We start from the raw sequence: 18,917 nt of genomic DNA, 5'->3' as shown, positions 1-18,917 counted from the left end.
GAATTCATTGCTACATTAGTTATAATGAATTTTTCTCACCTCAGCGATCAGGTTGTCTTATGTTAGAGCTTCGTCATCTCAATACTTTAACGGCATTACGAGCGCATGGCTCATTGGCTGCGGCTGCTGATGAGCTGCATGTCACAGCGTCTGCGGTCTCGCATCAGCTAAAAGAGCTAGAGAATTACTACGATATCAGCTTGGTCAATCGTCGCACTCGCCCGCTCACTTTTACGCCTGCGGGCAAAGCAGTACTGGCATTAGCAGACAGCATCATGCCGCAAGTGACTCGCACCAAATCTAACCTTAAACGCTTAGCACATGGTCAAGCAGGCAGGTTACGCCTAGCCTCTGAATGTCATAGTTGCTTTGATTGGCTGATGCCGATACTCAATCATTACCGTCGTGAATGGTCAGATGTGGAGCTGGACTTTGCAACTGGCTTTGAGCCTGAACCGCATCATCTGTTGATGGAAGGTGATATTGATTTGCTCATTACTACCAGTGATTTACCGATAGATGGTATCAGCTATCAGCCCCTATTCGAGTATGAGAGTCGCCTAGTCCTTTCACCAACGCATGATTTGGCCGCGCAAGAGTTTATTGAGCCCAGTGATTTGACTGACGAGACTTTAATCGCGTATCCGGTGGAAGCCAAGCGCCTTGATATTATTGCCAACTTTATGACGCCTGCAGAAGTGAGCTTTGCGAGCATTCGTACCACAGAGCTGACGGCAATGCTTATTCAGTTGGTCGCCAGTGAGCGCGGCGTAGCGGCATTACCTGACTGGGTGGTTGCAGAATATGAGAAAAAAGGCTGGGTTGTCTCGCGTCCGCTAGGTAGTGGCGTGCATTGTCAGTTGTATGCAGCGACGCGTACCTCAAGTCAAGATACCGCGTATATGCAGGGGTTTGCGAGTTTGTTGGAAGGGATTGTGAAGCCGTTGTAGGTTTTATTTACCATAATCACTGTTATGGGAATAAGCATGGTCCCCTAGTGAGGACTTGAAACCTTGGCTGTAGGCTAATGGTATCAAAGTGTTAAATGGATGAGATAGTCACAGTGTACTTCATGGTGTACATATTGATTGATTTAAGACTGTTTAAAGCTAAGAGAAAATAGAACCAAAGAGGAGCTCAGAGAGTATGCTCGTGATCCATACGACAGAAAGGGCGTCCCCTTACCTAGTTGGCTTAAATAGACAGAGTTTCATAATAAAGGTTTTGGTCATGTATAAATTTGAAGAAATACTACCTTTGATTGAAAAGAGTTTTGGAGAAGTATGTTGTCGAAAGCGAGTACGTTTTGGTAATAGCGTGAGTATAGATTTTGGAAATAAAGTATCTCATAATAAATCCAAAATGGCAGATCCTTTCTATGGTGAATGGAGTTTTAGTTGCTATCATAAACTGTGGCGGATTTTGAAAGGTAATAAAATAATTCTTGAAGGTCAGAATGACTTTGTCAATTACGAAGAGACAGATAGCATACTGCAGCAAATTGCTTTTGGGAGATTGATAGAAGTCACAGTCATAAATACTCTTAATATAGCTATGATACTTGATAATGACATTCGCATAGAGTTTTTAGCTTGTAGCGAAGAAGAAGATACCTTTGAAGTTCTTTTACCTCACAATAGATGCCTTGTTTATTATGCTAGCCAAGGCTGGGAATACGGCAGGGGCGATTTGCCATGGCCAAATCATCTTGAGCTTAATCATGAATAAAGAATAGACTTTGTATTCAACTCGTTAAAATAAGCAATAAAAGTCTCAGCTATATCAGAAATCATAATATCTAAAGTATACCCCAACAGAACCGACTATTTCACCCTTTAAACATATTAATAGACCACCTAAAACAGACTGCAATAAAGGAACTACTTATATCTGACCATTAAACGAGTAATATCTATCAACGGTTATAAAACCAACTTAAAAAAGTAAAATCCCAACGCAGTTGCCAGTAATGTCAGTCCGACGTGCAGACCTATCAGTGCTAGACCTGCCAGCAGCCGTCCATCATGCATAAAACTAAATACCTCAGCGCTAAAAGTGCTAAAGGTGGTCAGCCCGCCCAAAAAACCAGTCATGACAAACACTCGGACATTATCTGACAGTCCGCTACCCATCCGCTCAAACCATACCAATGCCAGACCAATCAGCAGCCCGCCTAAGACATTTGCGCCTAATGTGCCCAAAGGTATCCAGCTGTGCAGCAGATTAAAACGTGTTAACCACGCCCGCAAGCAAGCTCCAAGCGCTGCTCCTAAACCAATGGCGAGCCACTGCATATGTTATCCTTAATTTGTATGGCTTTTAAACCTCATACCGCAGGCAATTCTGTCATCGGCCAACGTGGCACACAGCTCACCGCTAAATCATCGGACTGCCCTGCTTGCAAGCGCTCGTAACCGGCATAAGCAATCATTGCCCCGTTATCTGTACATAACGCAGGCGGGGCATAATGGACGGTCGCATTTATTTTAGCCAACTCAGCCTCTAACGTTTCACGTAAATGAGTATTGGCACTGACGCCGCCTGCAATCACTAAACGGCTCATATCTGCTTGCTTAAGTGCTTTAACGCTCTTCTTCACCAACGTATCAACCATGGCATGTTGAAAGGTTGCGGCAATGTCAGCGCGAACTTGTGGGTCGCTATTAGAGCCATTTTCTGATCCATGACCTGAGCCATCTGTGTCTTTGATAAGGTTATGCACTGCTGTTTTCATACCGCTAAAAGAAAAATCTAAACCGCGATGTAACATCGGTCTTGGTAGACTGTAAGCATTTTGATCACCTGTTTCAGCCAATTTAGCAATATTAGGACCACCAGGATAAGGCAAGCCTAGCATCTTGGCGGCTTTATCAAAGCACTCACCCGCTGCATCATCTATCGATTCACCCAATATCTCATACTGCCCAATACCATGTGCGGCAATCAGTAAAGTATGACCGCCGGACACTAATAATGATACAAAAGGAAACGCTGGCGGATTTGCGCCCATTAATGGTGCTAATAAGTGCCCTTCCATATGATGAATACCAATCGCTGGAATGTCTAAGCCGTACGCCAAACTGCGCCCAAATAATGCACCGGTCATCAAAGCGCCAATCAGTCCTGGACCTTTGGTATAGGCAATAGCGTCAATCTCGCTTTTCTTGACGTCGCACTGCTCTAAGAGCTCATTAAGCAAAGGTACCAGCTTGCGAATATGATCGCGACTGGCAAGCTCAGGCACCACGCCGCCATAGAGTGCATGCAGCTCTATCTGTGAATACAATACTTGTCCGACCAGACCTTGATTGTCACTATCCATCTGCTCACTATCAAAAATCGCCAGACCCGTCTCATCACAAGAAGTCTCTAAACCCAATACCTTCATACTTTTGCCTTTATACTTTTGTCTTCATATCGTTTTTTGCGATGCTTTTTATTATTTAGCATCTAGAAAAAATATGCATAAAAAAACCGCCATTGTCAGTCACAATGACGGTCAGTTTAGCAAATTTCAATAGCTAATATATTCTAATAACCAATATCAGCTCACTGCTGCGATCATATAATCAACAGCCGCATAGACTTGGGCTTCGCTCACCTTATCAGTGGCTTGAGCTGGCATTTTATTAAAGCCTTTGGCTGAGTGCATGTGTAGCGTCTCTGTACCTTTAGTAAGACGCGGTGCCCATGCAGCCTTATCGCCATATTTGGGCGCATCAAGTAAGCCGCTCTCATGACAGACTTTGCAATTGGTCTCATATAACTTAGCACCTGCATCAGCAGCCAACACCTCAGGCTCTGCAGCAACCTCTTGTGCGACTTCTTCAACTACTGTATCGGTAGGCTCTACAACAGGTTCAGGCGTAATCACTTCAGGCTCTACTATAGGCGCTTCATCTACCACTACGGTTGTATCGGCAGGTTCATTGACAGCAGCAGGCTCTTTGGTAGGCGTATTATCACCGCTACAAGCGCTAAGTGTCAGTAACGCACTCAAACTGATTGCAGATAAGGCTAATTTATTCATACGCTGTTTTTTATTAATCATGATCACACCTCTACTCGATATTTCAGGTTAGTGGCTGCCAATTACAGCGCATAAACTTCAGACTGATGGGAAGCTTAACCGCTATTAATTCGTAGCTGGTTCGGCTGGGGTAGTGGTTGCAGTCGTATCAGCAGCTGGCATACCTGCACTATCAGCGACTGCCGCATCTGTATTAGCACTGTCAGTAGCCGTAGTCTCTGCCATAGCAGTATCAGTCGTTGCTGCTTCAGCAGTTGCAGCGCCTTCTGTTTCCGCACCATCTACTCCAGTTACTGGCATTGGAGCTGTTTCTGGAAATTCCATATCTTCAGCTTCAGGAGCATTTTTGCGCGCAAGCTCAGCGGCTTCATCAACGCGATCTACTGCCATCACTTCATGTGACTCACCTTCTTTATCACTACTACAGGCAGTAATGCCAAACCCAAGAGTGACAATAAATGCTGTGCTTAAAGCTGTATTTAGTACTGTTTTCTTCATTCCAACACCCTTAATAAAATGGACACATCGACTTGAATATGCTTACTACTATATGGAAATTATCATAGCATAAACTCAAACCAAACCGTTATAGACAGTAGGGGTTTTTATTCATTTACTTTCTATATGTTTATTCAGCTCTAAACACATTTATGAGGATGTAAAACACGTATAGAAGCTGCATTCATGGCTTATCTCGCCTAATAATAGACATACGCAGATGCACTAAAAGCATTGACTTTACAGCCATTTTTTATTAAAATACCTGCCCTTGTGTTAATGCGCAAGATTATCCTAGTTTGAGCTGATGCCTGTAATCTTGAGATATTACGGCTAAATACTAATATACAGCCAAACTAATGCCTTTATATCTCATCCTAATCAAGGAGTCTTCATGCCTGCAGTTAAGGTTAAAGAAAACGAACCAGTTGATATCGCTATCCGTCGTTTCAAGCGCGCTTGTGAAAAAGCTGGTGTATTGTCAGACGTACGTAAGCGTGAGTTTTATGAAAAACCAACGCAAGTACGCAAGCGCAAAAAAGCTGCTGCTGTAAAGCGTTATAAGAAAAAGTTACAACGCGAAACTATTCGTACCACTCGTATGTACTAATCAATAATACGATTAGTTAAGTACCAGCGCTACACTAACGCCACTGTTATCCATTGATATCAGTGGCGTTTTTTATGCTACAATTTTTGTTATTGCTGCTAACGATACAGACTTGAAGTAAAAATCTCATCAGCCTAAAATTTAACGAACAAGGAATAATAACAATGAGCCAACTTAAACAGACTTTATCAGACGATATTAAAACATCAATGAAAGCGCGTGAGATTGAGCGCGTTAAAGTCTTACGTAACGTACAAGCAGTTATCAAGCAAATCGAGATTGATCGTCAGACTGAGCTTGATGATGCAGGCGTTCTAGAAGTATTACAAAAGCAATTAAAACAGCGCCAAGAGTCATTGACTATTTTTACTGAAAATAACCGTGATGACCTAGCTACCAAAGAGCAGTTCGAGATTGATATTATTAATGAATTCATGCCTAAGCAGATGGATGATGCCGAACTTGCTGCCTTAGTGAATGCAGAAATCGCGGCACAAGGTGCAACATCTATGCGCGATATGGGTAGTGTAATGGGCGTACTTAAGAATAAAACTGCTGGCCGTGCTGATCCTGCACTCATCTCAAAGCTAGTAAAAGATGCGCTACAAGGTTAATTGCCAGTTAAAATATTGCAATTAAAGCATCGTAACTAGAGGATCGCAACTAAAGCATCGTAGTAGATTTCATATCAAAAACTGCAACGCTCAAAACGTATAAACATACCGCCTAAGGCTTATAGTCTTTGGCGGTTTTTACGTTTTTAATTTCCTGCTCGATACTTGCTAGTAATGGACGAGTACTACTGCTTTGTGCACTAGCTTGCAGCTGCTTGGTTAGCTGTTTCGCCTGCGTTAATGAAGTGAGCGCTGAGTCGTAACGCCCATTCCACAGCTGGTCATGACTGCGATAACGCAGTGCATTAATCGTGGCTATACGTGCAACCTGCGGTGATGCAGTGGTTTTGGCTAGCTTTTCATTGGCCAGTTGTAAACTTTGCCATGCATAGCGATCACTTGGCTGCTGCTGGGTAAGAGGTTTGAGTAGCGCTTGTGCTTGGGTCGGCTGATTACTATTGGTTAGCGCTTCTGCTAAATATAGACGCAAATCGCGGCGCTCAGGATAGAGACGTTGCTGAGCTGCCAGTACTTCAGCTGCCTGCGCCCATTTATTCTGCTCAGTGAGCACTTGGCTATGAGTAATAGACAATAAGGGCTCCAACGTTTGCCGCTGGTCTGCGGGTAATGCCGTAAGCTGCGCCATTATGTCATTAGCCTCATCAAAACGCTGATGTTCGCCGTACCAATGCATTAAAGCCAATTTTGCTCCCACGCTGTTCTTAGCAGCAGTCGTTAACTCTGTCTCAGAGGCATGCTTACCAGTGGTTTTTACTCGCCAGTAAAGGAGATCAAATAGTGCTTGATGGCGCTGCTGCTGAGTTAATGATAACGAGGGATAACGCTGAGCACGACTTTGCGACTCACTTAGACGTTCGTTACTAAGTGGATGTGAGCGTACAAAGCTTGGTAAGAAGCGATTGGCAACTTGATTGAGCTGGCTTTGCTGATTCATCGTACCGAAGAATCTTGGCATCGCTCGTGGGTCATAGCCAGCTTGGGTCATAATTTGCATCCCTACCCGATCAGCTTCGCGTTCATTATTACGACTAAAAGCCATGCTGCTATTCATAGCAGCGGTCTGACTACCCATCATTACAGCGGCCGCCGCATCACCATCAGCAGTTGAAGCAGCAATGGCTGCTAACATGCCACCTATCTGCATCAGCATGGCTTTTCTCTTCTCATCTGCACTATTTTCATAATGCCTTTGGCTAACATGGGCGACTTCATGAGCCACTACGCTTGCTAGCTCATCCATACTACTTGCCGCCAAGATAGTACCTGTGTTCAAGCCAATGACTCCGCCGGGTGCAGCAAAGGCGTTGATGCTAGGATTATCAATAATGACTAAGGCTAATGGTGCTTGCTGCCGCGCTTGTGCATTGAGCCGCCATGTCATGTTTTTGACGGTTTCTTGAATCCAAGGATCATGCTCCATCTTGACGCGGCCATTGATATTCTGAAGTGACCACTCACCTATTATTTTATTTTGATATTGATCTGCAAAGCTTAACCCCTGACCTTGCAAGTTTGGCAACTCTAGTTCATCAGATTTTGAAGTCTGCCATGAGCCATAGACCGGATTAGTCACCAATGCCAATGGTGTTGCCGATTGTTGCATAGCAGTAGGCGCAGCATAGCTATGGTTACTGGCAATTGCTAACAGTACAAACAGACCTACATATCGAAACGTTGAACGCTGATGTGATTGAGGCCAAACCCTAGTATGCTGTTTGTTATTTGCATAGTTGGTTGTTGGGAAGTCAGTGATCAAAGAGCTATGTAAATAGTTCAAATGCGCATCCTATGCTATCGGCCATATCATTGTTTTTTGACTATACGAGGTTGTCTGCATAACGTCAATTCTAGCGTGGTATTGGCTACCAATATCTAGGCGAGCGTCACCATTGTGCAACATGATTATGTCACTCTAATGAATCCATCATGGTAATTCTAGTAGGCCAATCATGACGATGACTATATTCAACTGCATTTGCTAAGCAGCTATTTGTTATAATATATCCATGATCTCACGTCATCTTTATACGTTAAGTCTTAAAACCTAACTATCAATAACTAAGAGTTTAAGGGTTTCGTCTATGTCCGCTGAAAGCCATTTGTATACACCTTATCATGTATATTTACAGCAAACCTTATCTAATACTGAGCAGCATACGATTGCGTCCTTACTACGTTTATTACCGACGGACTGTATTAGTGACATTCAGATGACAGATGTTATAGACGATGTTCAACCGATTGTTAGGATAAAAAACATGGTAGATGGACGCGGTCTTGCTTGTCCAATGCCGCTACTAAAAACTAAAGTAGCACTGCGTAATGTGGCGAGTGGTGAGTCATTGTATGTTGTGGCAACTGATCCTAACTCTCAAGCAGATATTACTGCTTTCTGTCAGCAAACTCACCAAATGGATGGCGATAATCAGTTACTGTTGACAATTAACCAGATGACCAAGCCGCAAACTGCTGACAACACCTTATCAGAGCCGTCCGATACAATATTTCACTTCATCATTACCAAAACCGATAGCAACTAAGCGTCGCTATCCTTTACAATTAAGACAATAAAGATTTTTATCTGAATATTTGCTCATTTAATATTTGCTTACCTATTTAATCAAGGTCAAGAATATGGCTACTCCTTCTACTGAATCGTCGACAACGAAAAAGACGCAAAACAGTGCTGGTACTGAAAAAAACGCCGCACGTGAAGCAGCACTTAATGCTGCCGCACAGCGCCCTCCTTACGATGCTAGTGCCTTAGAAGATACCAGCACACGTGATTTAGTACCCGCGATGCCCACTCACCTGTCTGCACCTGGAGTGAATTTGGGTGCGTATATTAATACTGTACATCAAATTCCAATTTTGACGCCTACTCAAGAGCAAGAGCTTGCCCATCGCTATTATGATGAAGGTGATGTCGAGGCTGCACGCTTGCTCGTTATGTCGCACCTACGTTTTGTCATTCATATTGCCCGTAGCTATTCGGGTTATGGGTTACCACAGGCTGATTTAATTCAAGAAGGTAACTTGGGGTTGATGAAAGCAGTTAAGCGCTTCGACCCAAATAAAGGCGTACGTTTGGTATCCTTTGCTGTCCATTGGATAAAAGCTGAGATTCATGAATTTGTGATTCGTAACTGGCGTATTGTCAAAGTTGCGACGACTAAAGCCCATCGTAAATTGTTCTTTAATTTGCGTAGTCTAAAAAAGACCAATAACCAGCTAACGTTAGAAGAAGCAGATGCTATCGCCAATGATCTGAATGTCACGCGTAAGCAGGTCTTGGAGATGGAGTCACGACTGACTTCATACGATGCATCGTTTGAGACTCAATCGAGTGACGATGATGATGGACGCTATGCTCCGCAGTTATTCTTAGAAGATGGTATCGACCCTGCCGAGATGGTAGAAGAATCTGATTGGGAAGAGAACAACTCATCAGCACTGATTGCGGCGATGGATACCTTAGATGATCGCTCACGTGATATCGTCGAGCAGCGCTGGTTGACAGAACAGAAGTCTACCTTGCACGAATTAGCAGCTGTCTACTCTATTTCAGCAGAACGAGTGCGCCAAATTGAGAAAAATGCAATGGATAAAATCCGCGATGCAATGACTATTGAGAGTGTAATTTTGCCTGATGATGTTCAGTAAATAGCCGGACGTGCCATTAGCAACATTGATAGATAATCTATAATAAGAGTTGTGTAATGTTAAACTGGATAGGTATTGCAGCGATTAACCTTGCTATCGCTGTCGCCTTAGGTGCTTTTGGAGCTCATGCCATCAAAAATATGGTCAATGCTCAAGAGCTGGCATGGTGGCATACGGCAACGTTGTATCTATTTATTCATGCACTAGGTCTATTACTCGTTGGACTCCTGATTCGCTTGAATTATGCGACTCAAACCACCGCTTGGTTACTGCAAATTGGTATTGTTATTTTTGCTGGTAGCTTGTTTGCGATGACTCTAGGGGCACCGCGCTGGTTTGGCGCTATTACGCCTATTGGTGGCGTATTATTGATAGCGGGTTGGTTATGGCTGGCAGTGACTGCGTTTCGCATGGACAAATAGCGATACTTTCTTAAAACAACGTTACTTTCTTAAAACCTAGTCTTGAAGCTTAGCTCTAAAGCATTGTCTTAAAACGATAAGCTGAATAGCTATTGATACAAATCATCATTTTTGAGGGAGCAAATGTTATGAGCACTATTCATGTTAATGGCAGAACTTTACAAACTACTCATCAGACCGTACAGTTAGTCGTTAATGAACTGGGATTGAGTACTGGTCGCTATGCAGTTGAAGTCGATGGTGAGCTAATCCCAAAAAGTGAACTTGGACAGTTACGTATTGTTGAAGGTATGAGTATTGAAGTAGTACAAGCAGTCGGTGGTGGCTAACTTTTATATCAAATATCTCAAACCTAAAAAGACCTCAACACATAACATGTTGAGGTCTTTTTATTATTAACGTTTTATTTATATTTTCTTTGTTGAATACCAGTTTTTCTAAATAGCTGGAGCAGCTTCAGCCCCTAGTATGTCTTCATAACGTCCATCACGCCCAGCGCCTTGAGTCTTCTTAGCTTCTTGACGAGTTTTATATTTACGCACTTGTCTATCGAGCTTGTCTGCCATCTCATTAATGGCTTTATACATATCATCATCGCAAGCTTGAACAAACATCTCTTTCCCTGATACACGTATGATGGCTTCAGCCTTATGGCTCTTTTTACCACCATCGTTCGCTCCACTATTATCTAGTGACAGTATCACTTGAATACTTTGGATCTGATCGAAGTGACGCTCTACTTTCTCAAGCTTATCGCGTACAGCTGTGTTCATTGCATCGGTTACGCTGATATGGTGACCACTGATAGAAATATTCATATGCTGATCCTTATATTTATTACTTATAGTCAACAGATGGGTCGGCACTCCTGCCTTTGCCACCTTGCCTCATCAATAACACCAATTGATTCTTCATATATTCTGTGGCATATCCGTTTGTCACCACATATTAATAATATAGATAAACCTCTTAATATTTATTATTGATATACCTCTAATTTGTCATGAAAGCTGATGAGTAGCAAGACACTATATTGTAACTAAATGTAATCATAGCTGTTGTTCTTTTCTTAATTATATATAATTGGGACTTTTTATTTTTTATTTATATAAACGAATATAGTTATCTTTCTAGTAGATGCCAATTGTTTCTACAGGCTGCTGGTATTTTTGGCTAATTAGTATTATATAAAGCTTGGGCGACAGAATCTGGCCACAATTTCAGCAAAGACTATCTGTAAATTTTAAATGGTCTTGGGCATGGTGATTGTTAGTATTGTAATGTGTAATATTACGACTTTTAGGGCGTGTCCTCATTTTGATAATGGTAATAAAAATGAGATAAATTTTTGTCAATCAAAGGAAGTTTTGCAGAGAATATGAACATATTGTCTAGAAATTTTCAAAGAGTGACGAAAATATAGCCATTTTTAGCCCATTAGAGCTTCACTCGTGCAGATTGAGGACATACCCTAGTATTAGCGGCTAGTATTTTTGCTTGCGCTGCGTGGAGGAGCTAATATTCATCGCTTCTCGATATTTGGCAACGGTACGTCGCGCGATATCTATACCGTCAGTGAGTAGCTGGGTTTGGATACGGCTATCGGACAGAGGCTTTTTTGGATTCTCGTCATTGATAAGCTGCTTAATCATGGCACTGATAGCGGTCGAAGAAATATCCCCATCACTACTGCTAACGTGTGACGAAAAGAAATGCTTGAGCGAAAACAGTCCCTGCGGAGTTAGAATCGTCTTACTGGTGGTCAAACGCGACACTGTAGATTCGTGTAGGTCAACTTCAGCAGCGACATCCTTTAGTATTAAAGGTTGCATAGCTGTAGCACCATATTGCAAAAACTCATCTTGACGGCGTACGATACTGGTCGCAACTTTAAGCAGGTTTTGATTACGCTCCTCGATACTACGAATAAATAGTCGTGCGTCTGTAAGGTTTTCACGTAAATACTGATTGTCGGAGCTATCATCGCCACGCTTGACTAAGTTTGCATACTCTTGGTTAACTCGTAGTTTCGGCAATGTAGCTGGATTGAGACGTACATGCCAGCCACCATCTGGTGTTTTACCGTTAGAGGTGCGACGTATTGGGGTTACTAATACATCAGGGATATCGTAGCTTGCAGGCGGCTGAGTGTAATCAGGCTGACTGCTTTGAAATGATAGGCCTGGCGCAGGGTTTAATGTGCGTAATAGGCTAAGTGCGGGGGTAATGTGTGCAGATAACAAGCCAGTAGTATCGGTTAATGCTTTAATATTATTGCTAACCAAATGCTCGCTAGCAGACAGCAAGGCTTGTGCATGCTGGAGGTATGCAGTGTCAGGGTCAAGCTTAGCCAATTGAATAGCGAGACATTCGCTTAAATTACGTGCGCCTACGCCTAATGGATCACAAGATTGGATAATGCGCAGTACCACTTCTATCTCATCGCGCTCTATATGGTCATCCCATTGATAAAAACTTGCCATTGTCTCTAGACTTTTTAGCAACTCGTCGATATCTAACTGCACAAAACCCATGTCATCCATTGAATCCATGAGATACTCTGCGATCAAGGTATCTGTCTCTGAAAGACGTTTAAAATTAAGCTGCCAGCGTACATAGTCTTGAATACTAGTACTGGTGCTCCCTTGATAATCGTCAAGTTCATCATAATCTGCGCTTACTGCTGCGCTACTGCCACTAAAGCTACCAAGATCATAGCTGCTATAGCTTTCATCGCTATCTGTACCTTGATAATCATTGCTTTGATAGTCATTGTCTATCGCAGTATTATCCATAGCACTGCCATCAATATTTGCCTGTTGCAATTTATCTAAGCTATCGTTGAATGTGTCGTCATATTCGGCAGTGTCATAATCAAAAGCATCATCGGTAGCTGATGAATCAGATAGATCAGTAGATACACCAATTTCGCTATCGCCGTTCCACATCTCAAGCGTTAAAGGTTCATCTAGATCGTCGGCGAGTTCATCACCACTATCTCCATACTCATCTTCCTCGACGCGCTCGAGTAATGGATTACTATCCAGCTTAGCCTGAACCTCTTGTGCAAGCTCAAGACTAGAGAGCTGCAACAATTTGATAGCTTGCTGCATCTGCGGGGTTAGCTTTTGTGAGGTAGTTAGCGCGGTCGCCAATCCAAACGACATACTCATAGCTGGTGTATTACACTCCAATGATATTGCTTTGGTTATATGGGTTAACTGTTCACTGAGAACTAGTAGTGTTTCTATAAGCTTATACTATTTGCAAAAATTAAAATAGCTGGCAAAACAAATACAAGCACTAAGAGCATTAATCTGAGCGAGTTGAATAAGATTAAATTATCTTTCTTGTTCGTAGTAACTTGCAGTACAACTACTTGAATAATGACGATAGCATTTTTTGCAGCAATTTTGCTATGATAATTTATACCTTAAAACAATAACTGAGAATAAATATATGAATAACAGCACACAAAATCATAAACTTACCGTCGCTGGCGTACAAATGAATAGCCAGCAAGACATCGATGCCAACCTTGCTACTATAAAATTTGCTATTAGTGACGCCAGTGCGCAAGGAGCACAGCTTGTGGTGTTACCTGAGAACTGCTGTAGCATGGGGCAGCAGTTTGCAACCGCTGAGCGCTTTGAGTCCCTATCTGCCACCTTAGCAGATTATGCGCGTGCAAATAATGTCCACTTACTAGCAGGCTCTCTACCCTGCTCTTATCGTCCAGATGGGGTTATCGTACCTGATGGACGTTTGCGCCAAGTCAGTCAGCTGTTTGGCCCTGATGGGACGCAGGTCGCACGCTATGACAAGATTCACCTGTTTACCGCAACCGTCGCCGATAAGCAAGGCAGCTATAATGAAGCAGCGACATTTGAGCCAGGGACACAGACGGTAGTCGCTCCAATTGAAGCAGATAATTCGGTTTATCAACTAGGAATGATGGTATGTTTTGATTTACGTTTTCCAGCGCTAGCTCAGCGTCTGCGTCAAGCTGGAGCAGATATATTAAGCGCTCCTTCTGCTTTTACGTATTTAACGGGACAAGCGCATTGGTCGCTACTGTTGCAAGCTCGCGCCTTGGACAGTCAATGTATGGTGGTTGGAGCGGCGCAAGGCGGTGATCATACTTATAAAAATGGTAGTATCCGCCAGACGTGGGGACATGCAGCCATTGCTGCTTTTGATGGTACCGTCAAGGATAGCTATGATGACAGCAATCTAACTACTCAAACCCAAGATAAAAACTATGCGTTAGTATTCGCTGACTTAGACAAGCATGTTCAAGAGCAAGCACGGCAAAAACTACCTATTTTTCAGTGCCATCGCTTAGCATAATTAACGTCATCGTTTAGCATAAGTTAACGTCTGGCTTAACACCACTGCTAATCTTTCTCATTTTGACTGTGTGTGGCGCGCGGATGGGCACGGTCATAGACTTGGGTTAACTTAGCAAAATCCACATGTGTATAGATCTGCGTGGTACTGATATCACTATGGCCTAGCATCTCTTGTACGGCGCGCAAGTCGCCACTACCTGAGAGCATATGTGAAGCAAAACAATGGCGTAATAGATGCGGATACAGATTTTGGGCGATGCCAGCCCGCGTTGCTGCTACTTTTAGACGCTGCTGTACGGCACGCGTTGATAGTCGAGTGCCCAGTTTCTCACTGATAAATAGAGCGCTGTCTTGGTGCTCCACCCACAGATTTCGATGCGGCAAATAACGATTGATAGCAGCAGCAGCTTTAGCGCCTATCGGCACTATGCGTGTTTTATTACCTTTACCCGTCACACGCACACGCAAATCGGACAAATCTACGTTGGTGACATCAAGCGCCACCAACTCACCTACCCGCAGCCCACTGCTGTATAGCAATTCAAACATCGCTTTATCACGCAACCACAGGCGTGCCTGCTCAGGTGTATCAGGCATCTCTTGATCGAGCAATTGGGTAAGTAAATCCACATCAGCAATAGATGGCAATGGTCTAGGACTGCGCTTTAATTGATAGCCAGTGGTTGGATTGATACGTGCCAAATCCTCTTCAATCATCCAGCCATAAAAATGCCGAATAGCAGATAGCTCTTGCTGCACGCTAGCAAGCGCAAGCTTGTCTTCATCAAGACGTTGACTAATATGCTGAGCCAACTGGCGTTTGTCGCAACGTGTCCACGTCAGCTTCTTACCACGTAAGAATAACGCCAACTGATTTAATCCAGCAAAATAAGCCGTCAAGGTATGCACAGAGTGATTGCGCACAGCCAAAGTATTTAGCCATCGGTGGACAGGTGACAACAGCTCACGTAATGGTTCATCCAACTCTATAGACTGCGCCTGCTTATAAGTATGACTATCCATGCGAGACATGCGTTGCCCTTAACGCTAAAAATACAGCTTGTTTAATTGGCAGGGCTGGGCTTGATACCTGCTTGCGCCATTAAGCCATCTGGACTAAATACGCCCTCATAAACAAAGGCGGTTGGACCCGTCATCATGACTGAGTAACCGGGCTGCCAGCGGATAATCATGCTACCGCCATATAGCTGCGCGCGCACATCTTCGCCTTCATCAAGCCAGCCTTCGCGTATGCCAATCGCCACCGCTGCACACGCTCCAGTGCCACATGCTTGGGTCTCACCGACGCCGCGCTCATAGACACGCAAGCGAATATGACGCTGATTCATGATTTGCATAAAGCCTACATTGACTCTATCTGGGAATGCCGGATGCGATTCAATGGCCTTGCCTAAGGTTTCGACTTCAGCGTCAAGTACATCGTCGACTTTGATGACAGCATGCGGGTTGCCCATATTGGCCACGTAAAGCTGCACAGGCGTACCATTTACATCTAAATGATAGGCATTTTGAATCTTGGTCGTCGCTCTAGGGGTAAATGGAATCTCATCCGGCGCAAACTTGGGCTTACCCATATCGACTTCTACCCAGCCATAACGGTCCGTCGTCAAAGAAATAATACCACTGGCTGTCTCGACCCGCAGGCGCTGCTTAAATGATAGCTTACGCGCTTGGACAAAACGGGCAAAACAGCGCGCTCCATTACCGCACTGCTCAACCTCTGTACCATCGGTATTAAAAATACGATAGCTAAAATCAACATCCGGACGCATCGGCGGCTCGACGACAAGCAACTGATCAAAGCCGATACCTAAATGACGGTCACCCAATAACTGTACCAATTCTTTGGTCAACTCTAAGCGCTGGGTCACCAAATCGATGACCATAAAATCATTGCCCAGACCATGCATCTTGGTAAATTCTATTAGCATATCCTTGTGTCCTATTCTATTTTTATGTATCCGTTATATTAGCATGCTGTCAGATACAATGATAACTATCAGCGAGCCAGAGACTGTATGAATCCTACTAAAACCGTTAATTATAGATACTATGGCGACTATAGTAGATCCACTATAAAATAAATACAGCACTACTGAGATAAATTTTGCGCAGCCTCTGTCTGCGTAGGCACAGCAAGCAAGGAAAATTTATTCCAGTAGTGCATTATAATTTATGTACTTCTTTTATTTAGGACTGACCATACTATGATAATCAATCTAATAGCTCCTATAATAATTACTATAATAGTCACTATAACTATTGCCATAAAAAACCCATTGTCATGACAACAATGGGTTGTTATTTAACAGTCAGTATTACCTATGCAAAAAGCCAGTTCCATTAAACCAGTTCTATTGCTTCAAAAAATTGGTTCCAGCAGTAGGATATTCTTTTTAAAGCGCATTTATATTATTGTTCATTTTGCCAAAGCATTTCATCTGCATATAGTGCCTCAGCAGTTTCACGTTTGCGAATCAGCTGATGGCTATCCCCTGCAACCATGACTTCACTTGCACGCGGACGTGAATTATAGTTGCTGCTCATGGTAAAGCCATAAGCCCCTACCCCCGTAATTGCTAAAATGTCGCCAGTTGCGAGTGACAGTAGACGGTCTTTTGCTAAGAAATCTCCAGTCTCACAAATTGCACCCACGATATCCCAAGGCTGGGTGCCATCCGTATCGATACCTTTATTAGGTAATACGTTGGGAATGACGGCCATTTCAGCTTGATACAGCGCTGGACGAATCAAATCATTCATCGCGGCATCAACAATGGCAAAGTTCTTATGCTCCGTAGGCTTTAGCACATCAACACGGGTAAGCAAAATACCCGCATTGGCAACCATACTGCGACCCGGCTCAAAGAACACTGTCTTGCCAAGCTCAATTAGTTTTGGTAATAAGGCTTGTGCAAAGTCATGGATAGAAACTGGCGATTCATCAATATAACGCACTCCTAAGCCACCGCCCAAATCAATATGACGCAGCTCAATACCTTTTTCGCGCAAGCTATGAACCAGCTCAATGACTTTATCTAAAGCAGCAATAAAGGGTTCGACTTCCGTTAATTGTGAGCCAATATGGCAGTCAATTCCAACGATATCGATATGCGATAAACCAGTAGCCTGCTCATACACCGCTACCGCTTGCTCATGGGCAATGCCAAACTTATTGTCTTTTAGACCGGTTGAAATATAAGGATGGGTCTTGGCATCGACATCAGGATTGACCCGTAGCGATATCGGTGCACGCTTATCAAGTTGCTGCGCTACCTCATTAATTAATGTTAATTCACTAATAGACTCAACGTTGAAGCAGCCAATACCTTGGGTTAATGCATATTCAATATCGCTTTTCGTTTTGCCCACTCCTGAAAACACGACTTTGCTGGCTTGTCCGCCTGCTGCCAACACGCGCATAAGCTCACCACGCGAGACAATATCAAATCCCGCGCCTGCTGCCGCGAGCACACCTAACACCGCAAGGTTTGAGTTTGCTTTTACCGCATAGCAAATCTGATGATCAATCGCCGCAAAGCTGTCGCTATAGGCCTGATACACATCAAGTATTGCCTGCTGTGAGTATACGTAGCATGGCGTATCGTAGCGCTCTACCAACTCATTAATACTTACCTTCTCCATCCATAACTCATCTTGGTTATAGTGCAGTTCAGGTAGATGGACGGTTAAGGCAGTAGGATCAACATACATTCCTTGCTCAGTATGGATAGTTACGCAGTCGGCTTGTAATTCAGAATCGCTCATATCGGGTTCTCTAATCTAATCAGGTTATCAATTTTGAAAGCATTAATTTAAAAGATTTAAGCTTAAAAGTGTTAATTTCAAAAGACTTAAGTTCAAAAGGAATAGAACTTCACTATTAAAGTCGTCATTGGAAAATGAGTCATTGGAAAAAATAAAACTAGTAATCGTTGGGATCGTCACTGGCAGCGGGCAGCACTTGCTGCTGCTCTAAATAACGACTCTTGTCATAGTTGTCATCATCGATAGTAGCAAAGGCAGCATCTTGTGGGTGGCTGGTGCTATCTAGTTGATCTGAGGTTGGCAACTCTGCATTGCCTGCAACCGTCTGACTACTCGGCGCTGCTATATAAAGATCCCCTTTTTGTCCGCAACCCGACAATCCAAGCATAACAGCGCTGCCAATCATCAAAGTCCAGATAACATGACGACTAGAGTTGGTAGATAAATTTTGAATGCGTTTAATATTTAAAGAGCGGCGTATAGTAAACATATGGCAGATGACCTTGCAACGGTGAAGATGCTATACAAAGGATAGCTATAAGTGACTCGTTATAAACGAAGAATTATAAGTAAAAAGCGGCTAACTACTGATGACTAAAATTCGTTGAAATTCAGCACGCTCCAATCATAGCATTATTCAGTAAAGCTGTGCTCGCCTTGAGTTTTATTGACTGACAATTTTATCTATTTTTTGTCCAAATCAACCTAAAATATAAGCTTAATTTACATCTATTTTTTCGATTATTTCTAGTTTGTACCACGTTAGTTATTCTCAGCTTTAATATTTAAAAAGTGGTTAAAAGAGACGTTTAGAGTTGCGTTGACAAACTTTCTTACAATTTTGATTACTACTAAACCTGCCTTTATAGCACTTGCTATAGCAACTGAAGCCCTATAACTGTACTCGGTGAACAGTTG

20 protein-coding genes are annotated in these 18,917 nt (G+C 43.1%); 9 read left to right on the top strand and 11 right to left on the bottom strand.

The annotated features are described in order from the left end of the window. Window positions 1-59: 59 nt before the first annotated feature. Together AK825_RS01400 and AK825_RS01395 are read left to right on the top strand one after the other, a co-directional pair. A complete protein-coding gene (locus AK825_RS01400) occupies window positions 60-950 on the top strand; it encodes a LysR family transcriptional regulator (protein WP_068034096.1) in 891 nt (296 codons plus the stop codon). Window positions 951-1,230: 280 nt separating this feature from the next. Further along, window positions 1,231-1,728 carry a hypothetical protein gene (locus AK825_RS01395; RefSeq protein WP_149038740.1) on the top strand — a complete coding sequence of 166 codons (498 nt, stop codon included), beginning with the start codon at window positions 1,231-1,233 and terminating at the stop codon, window positions 1,726-1,728. 194 nt (window positions 1,729-1,922) lie between these two features. On the opposite strand, the gene AK825_RS01390 is transcribed toward AK825_RS01395, so the two are convergent. From AK825_RS01390 to AK825_RS01375, 4 genes are all read right to left on the bottom strand, one after another. Next, a complete protein-coding gene (locus AK825_RS01390) occupies window positions 1,923-2,294 on the bottom strand; it encodes a CrcB family protein (RefSeq protein WP_068034091.1) in 372 nt (123 codons plus the stop codon). 32 nt (window positions 2,295-2,326) lie between these two features. Then, window positions 2,327-3,388 carry a tRNA (adenosine(37)-N6)-threonylcarbamoyltransferase complex transferase subunit TsaD gene (tsaD, locus tag AK825_RS01385; RefSeq protein WP_068034089.1) on the bottom strand — a complete coding sequence of 354 codons (1,062 nt, stop codon included), beginning with the start codon at window positions 3,386-3,388 and terminating at the stop codon, window positions 2,327-2,329. A 156-nt stretch (window positions 3,389-3,544) separates the two neighbouring features. Continuing rightward, window positions 3,545-4,051: a c-type cytochrome gene (locus AK825_RS01380; RefSeq protein WP_203226482.1), complete on the bottom strand. Its 507-nt coding sequence runs from the start codon at window positions 4,049-4,051 to the stop codon at window positions 3,545-3,547. A gap of 84 nt (window positions 4,052-4,135) precedes the next feature. After that, window positions 4,136-4,528, bottom strand: coding sequence for a hypothetical protein (locus tag AK825_RS01375; protein ID WP_068034085.1), 393 nt, complete (start codon window positions 4,526-4,528; stop codon window positions 4,136-4,138). Between the two features lie 394 nt (window positions 4,529-4,922). Between AK825_RS01375 and rpsU the strand changes: the two genes are divergently transcribed. Both rpsU and AK825_RS01365 read left to right on the top strand, forming a co-directional pair. Continuing rightward, window positions 4,923-5,138 carry a 30S ribosomal protein S21 gene (rpsU, locus tag AK825_RS01370; RefSeq protein ID WP_010195908.1) on the top strand — a complete coding sequence of 72 codons (216 nt, stop codon included), beginning with the start codon at window positions 4,923-4,925 and terminating at the stop codon, window positions 5,136-5,138. 164 nt (window positions 5,139-5,302) lie between these two features. Next, window positions 5,303-5,752, top strand: coding sequence for a GatB/YqeY domain-containing protein (locus tag AK825_RS01365; protein ID WP_068034083.1), 450 nt, complete (start codon window positions 5,303-5,305; stop codon window positions 5,750-5,752). A 112-nt stretch (window positions 5,753-5,864) separates the two neighbouring features. Here AK825_RS01365 and AK825_RS01360 read toward each other — a convergent pair whose 3' ends face one another. Next, window positions 5,865-7,550 carry a M48 family metalloprotease gene (locus tag AK825_RS01360; protein WP_082787132.1) on the bottom strand — a complete coding sequence of 562 codons (1,686 nt, stop codon included), beginning with the start codon at window positions 7,548-7,550 and terminating at the stop codon, window positions 5,865-5,867. A 304-nt stretch (window positions 7,551-7,854) separates the two neighbouring features. On the opposite strand from AK825_RS01360, the gene AK825_RS01355 reads away from it, so the two are divergent. The 4 genes from AK825_RS01355 to thiS all read left to right on the top strand — a co-directional run bounded on the left by AK825_RS01355 (window position 7,855) and on the right by thiS (window position 10,187). Beyond that, the gene (locus AK825_RS01355; protein ID WP_068034081.1) at window positions 7,855-8,313 is read left to right on the top strand and encodes a sulfurtransferase TusA family protein; all 459 of its coding nucleotides are present in this window, start codon (window positions 7,855-7,857) and stop codon (window positions 8,311-8,313) included. A gap of 259 nt (window positions 8,314-8,572) precedes the next feature. Beyond that, window positions 8,573-9,436, top strand: coding sequence for an RNA polymerase sigma factor RpoH (rpoH, locus tag AK825_RS01350; protein ID WP_203226502.1), 864 nt, complete (start codon window positions 8,573-8,575; stop codon window positions 9,434-9,436). 56 nt (window positions 9,437-9,492) lie between these two features. Continuing rightward, the gene (locus AK825_RS01345) at window positions 9,493-9,858 is read left to right on the top strand and encodes a DUF423 domain-containing protein (RefSeq protein WP_068034077.1); all 366 of its coding nucleotides are present in this window, start codon (window positions 9,493-9,495) and stop codon (window positions 9,856-9,858) included. Window positions 9,859-9,986: 128 nt separating this feature from the next. After that, window positions 9,987-10,187: a sulfur carrier protein ThiS gene (thiS, locus tag AK825_RS01340; protein WP_068034075.1), complete on the top strand. Its 201-nt coding sequence runs from the start codon at window positions 9,987-9,989 to the stop codon at window positions 10,185-10,187. Window positions 10,188-10,295: 108 nt separating this feature from the next. Here thiS and raiA read toward each other — a convergent pair whose 3' ends face one another. Beyond that, the gene (gene raiA / locus AK825_RS01335) at window positions 10,296-10,676 is read right to left on the bottom strand and encodes a ribosome-associated translation inhibitor RaiA (RefSeq protein ID WP_068034073.1); all 381 of its coding nucleotides are present in this window, start codon (window positions 10,674-10,676) and stop codon (window positions 10,296-10,298) included. Between the two features lie 666 nt (window positions 10,677-11,342). Then, window positions 11,343-13,031, bottom strand: a complete 1,689-nt coding sequence (gene rpoN, locus AK825_RS01330) for an RNA polymerase factor sigma-54 (RefSeq protein ID WP_068034071.1) — start codon at window positions 13,029-13,031, stop codon at window positions 11,343-11,345. 286 nt (window positions 13,032-13,317) lie between these two features. On the opposite strand from rpoN, the gene AK825_RS01325 reads away from it, so the two are divergent. Continuing rightward, window positions 13,318-14,208, top strand: a complete 891-nt coding sequence (locus AK825_RS01325; RefSeq protein ID WP_068034069.1) for a nitrilase-related carbon-nitrogen hydrolase — start codon at window positions 13,318-13,320, stop codon at window positions 14,206-14,208. Window positions 14,209-14,255: 47 nt separating this feature from the next. Here the strand turns inward: AK825_RS01325 and AK825_RS01320 are convergent, their stop codons facing one another. The 4 genes from AK825_RS01320 to AK825_RS01305 form a co-directional block, all read right to left on the bottom strand. Beyond that, window positions 14,256-15,233, bottom strand: coding sequence for a tyrosine recombinase XerC (locus AK825_RS01320; protein WP_149038773.1), 978 nt, complete (start codon window positions 15,231-15,233; stop codon window positions 14,256-14,258). A gap of 41 nt (window positions 15,234-15,274) precedes the next feature. Then, the gene (gene dapF / locus AK825_RS01315) at window positions 15,275-16,162 is read right to left on the bottom strand and encodes a diaminopimelate epimerase (RefSeq protein WP_068034066.1); all 888 of its coding nucleotides are present in this window, start codon (window positions 16,160-16,162) and stop codon (window positions 15,275-15,277) included. A 481-nt stretch (window positions 16,163-16,643) separates the two neighbouring features. After that, entirely contained in the window at window positions 16,644-17,999 is a 1,356-nt protein-coding gene (gene lysA / locus AK825_RS01310; RefSeq protein WP_068034064.1) for a diaminopimelate decarboxylase, read from the bottom strand. A gap of 157 nt (window positions 18,000-18,156) precedes the next feature. After that, complete coding sequence (locus AK825_RS01305; protein WP_068034062.1) at window positions 18,157-18,489, bottom strand: lipoprotein; 333 nt, start codon at window positions 18,487-18,489, stop codon at window positions 18,157-18,159. Window positions 18,490-18,917: the final 428 nt, after the last annotated feature.

Source organism: Psychrobacter sp. P11G5 (genome assembly GCF_001593305.1).
Taxonomy (GTDB): domain Bacteria; phylum Pseudomonadota; class Gammaproteobacteria; order Pseudomonadales; family Moraxellaceae; genus Psychrobacter.
Note: the sequence above shows the minus strand (reverse complement) of the source record. Positions and strands in the feature narration are given on the sequence as shown.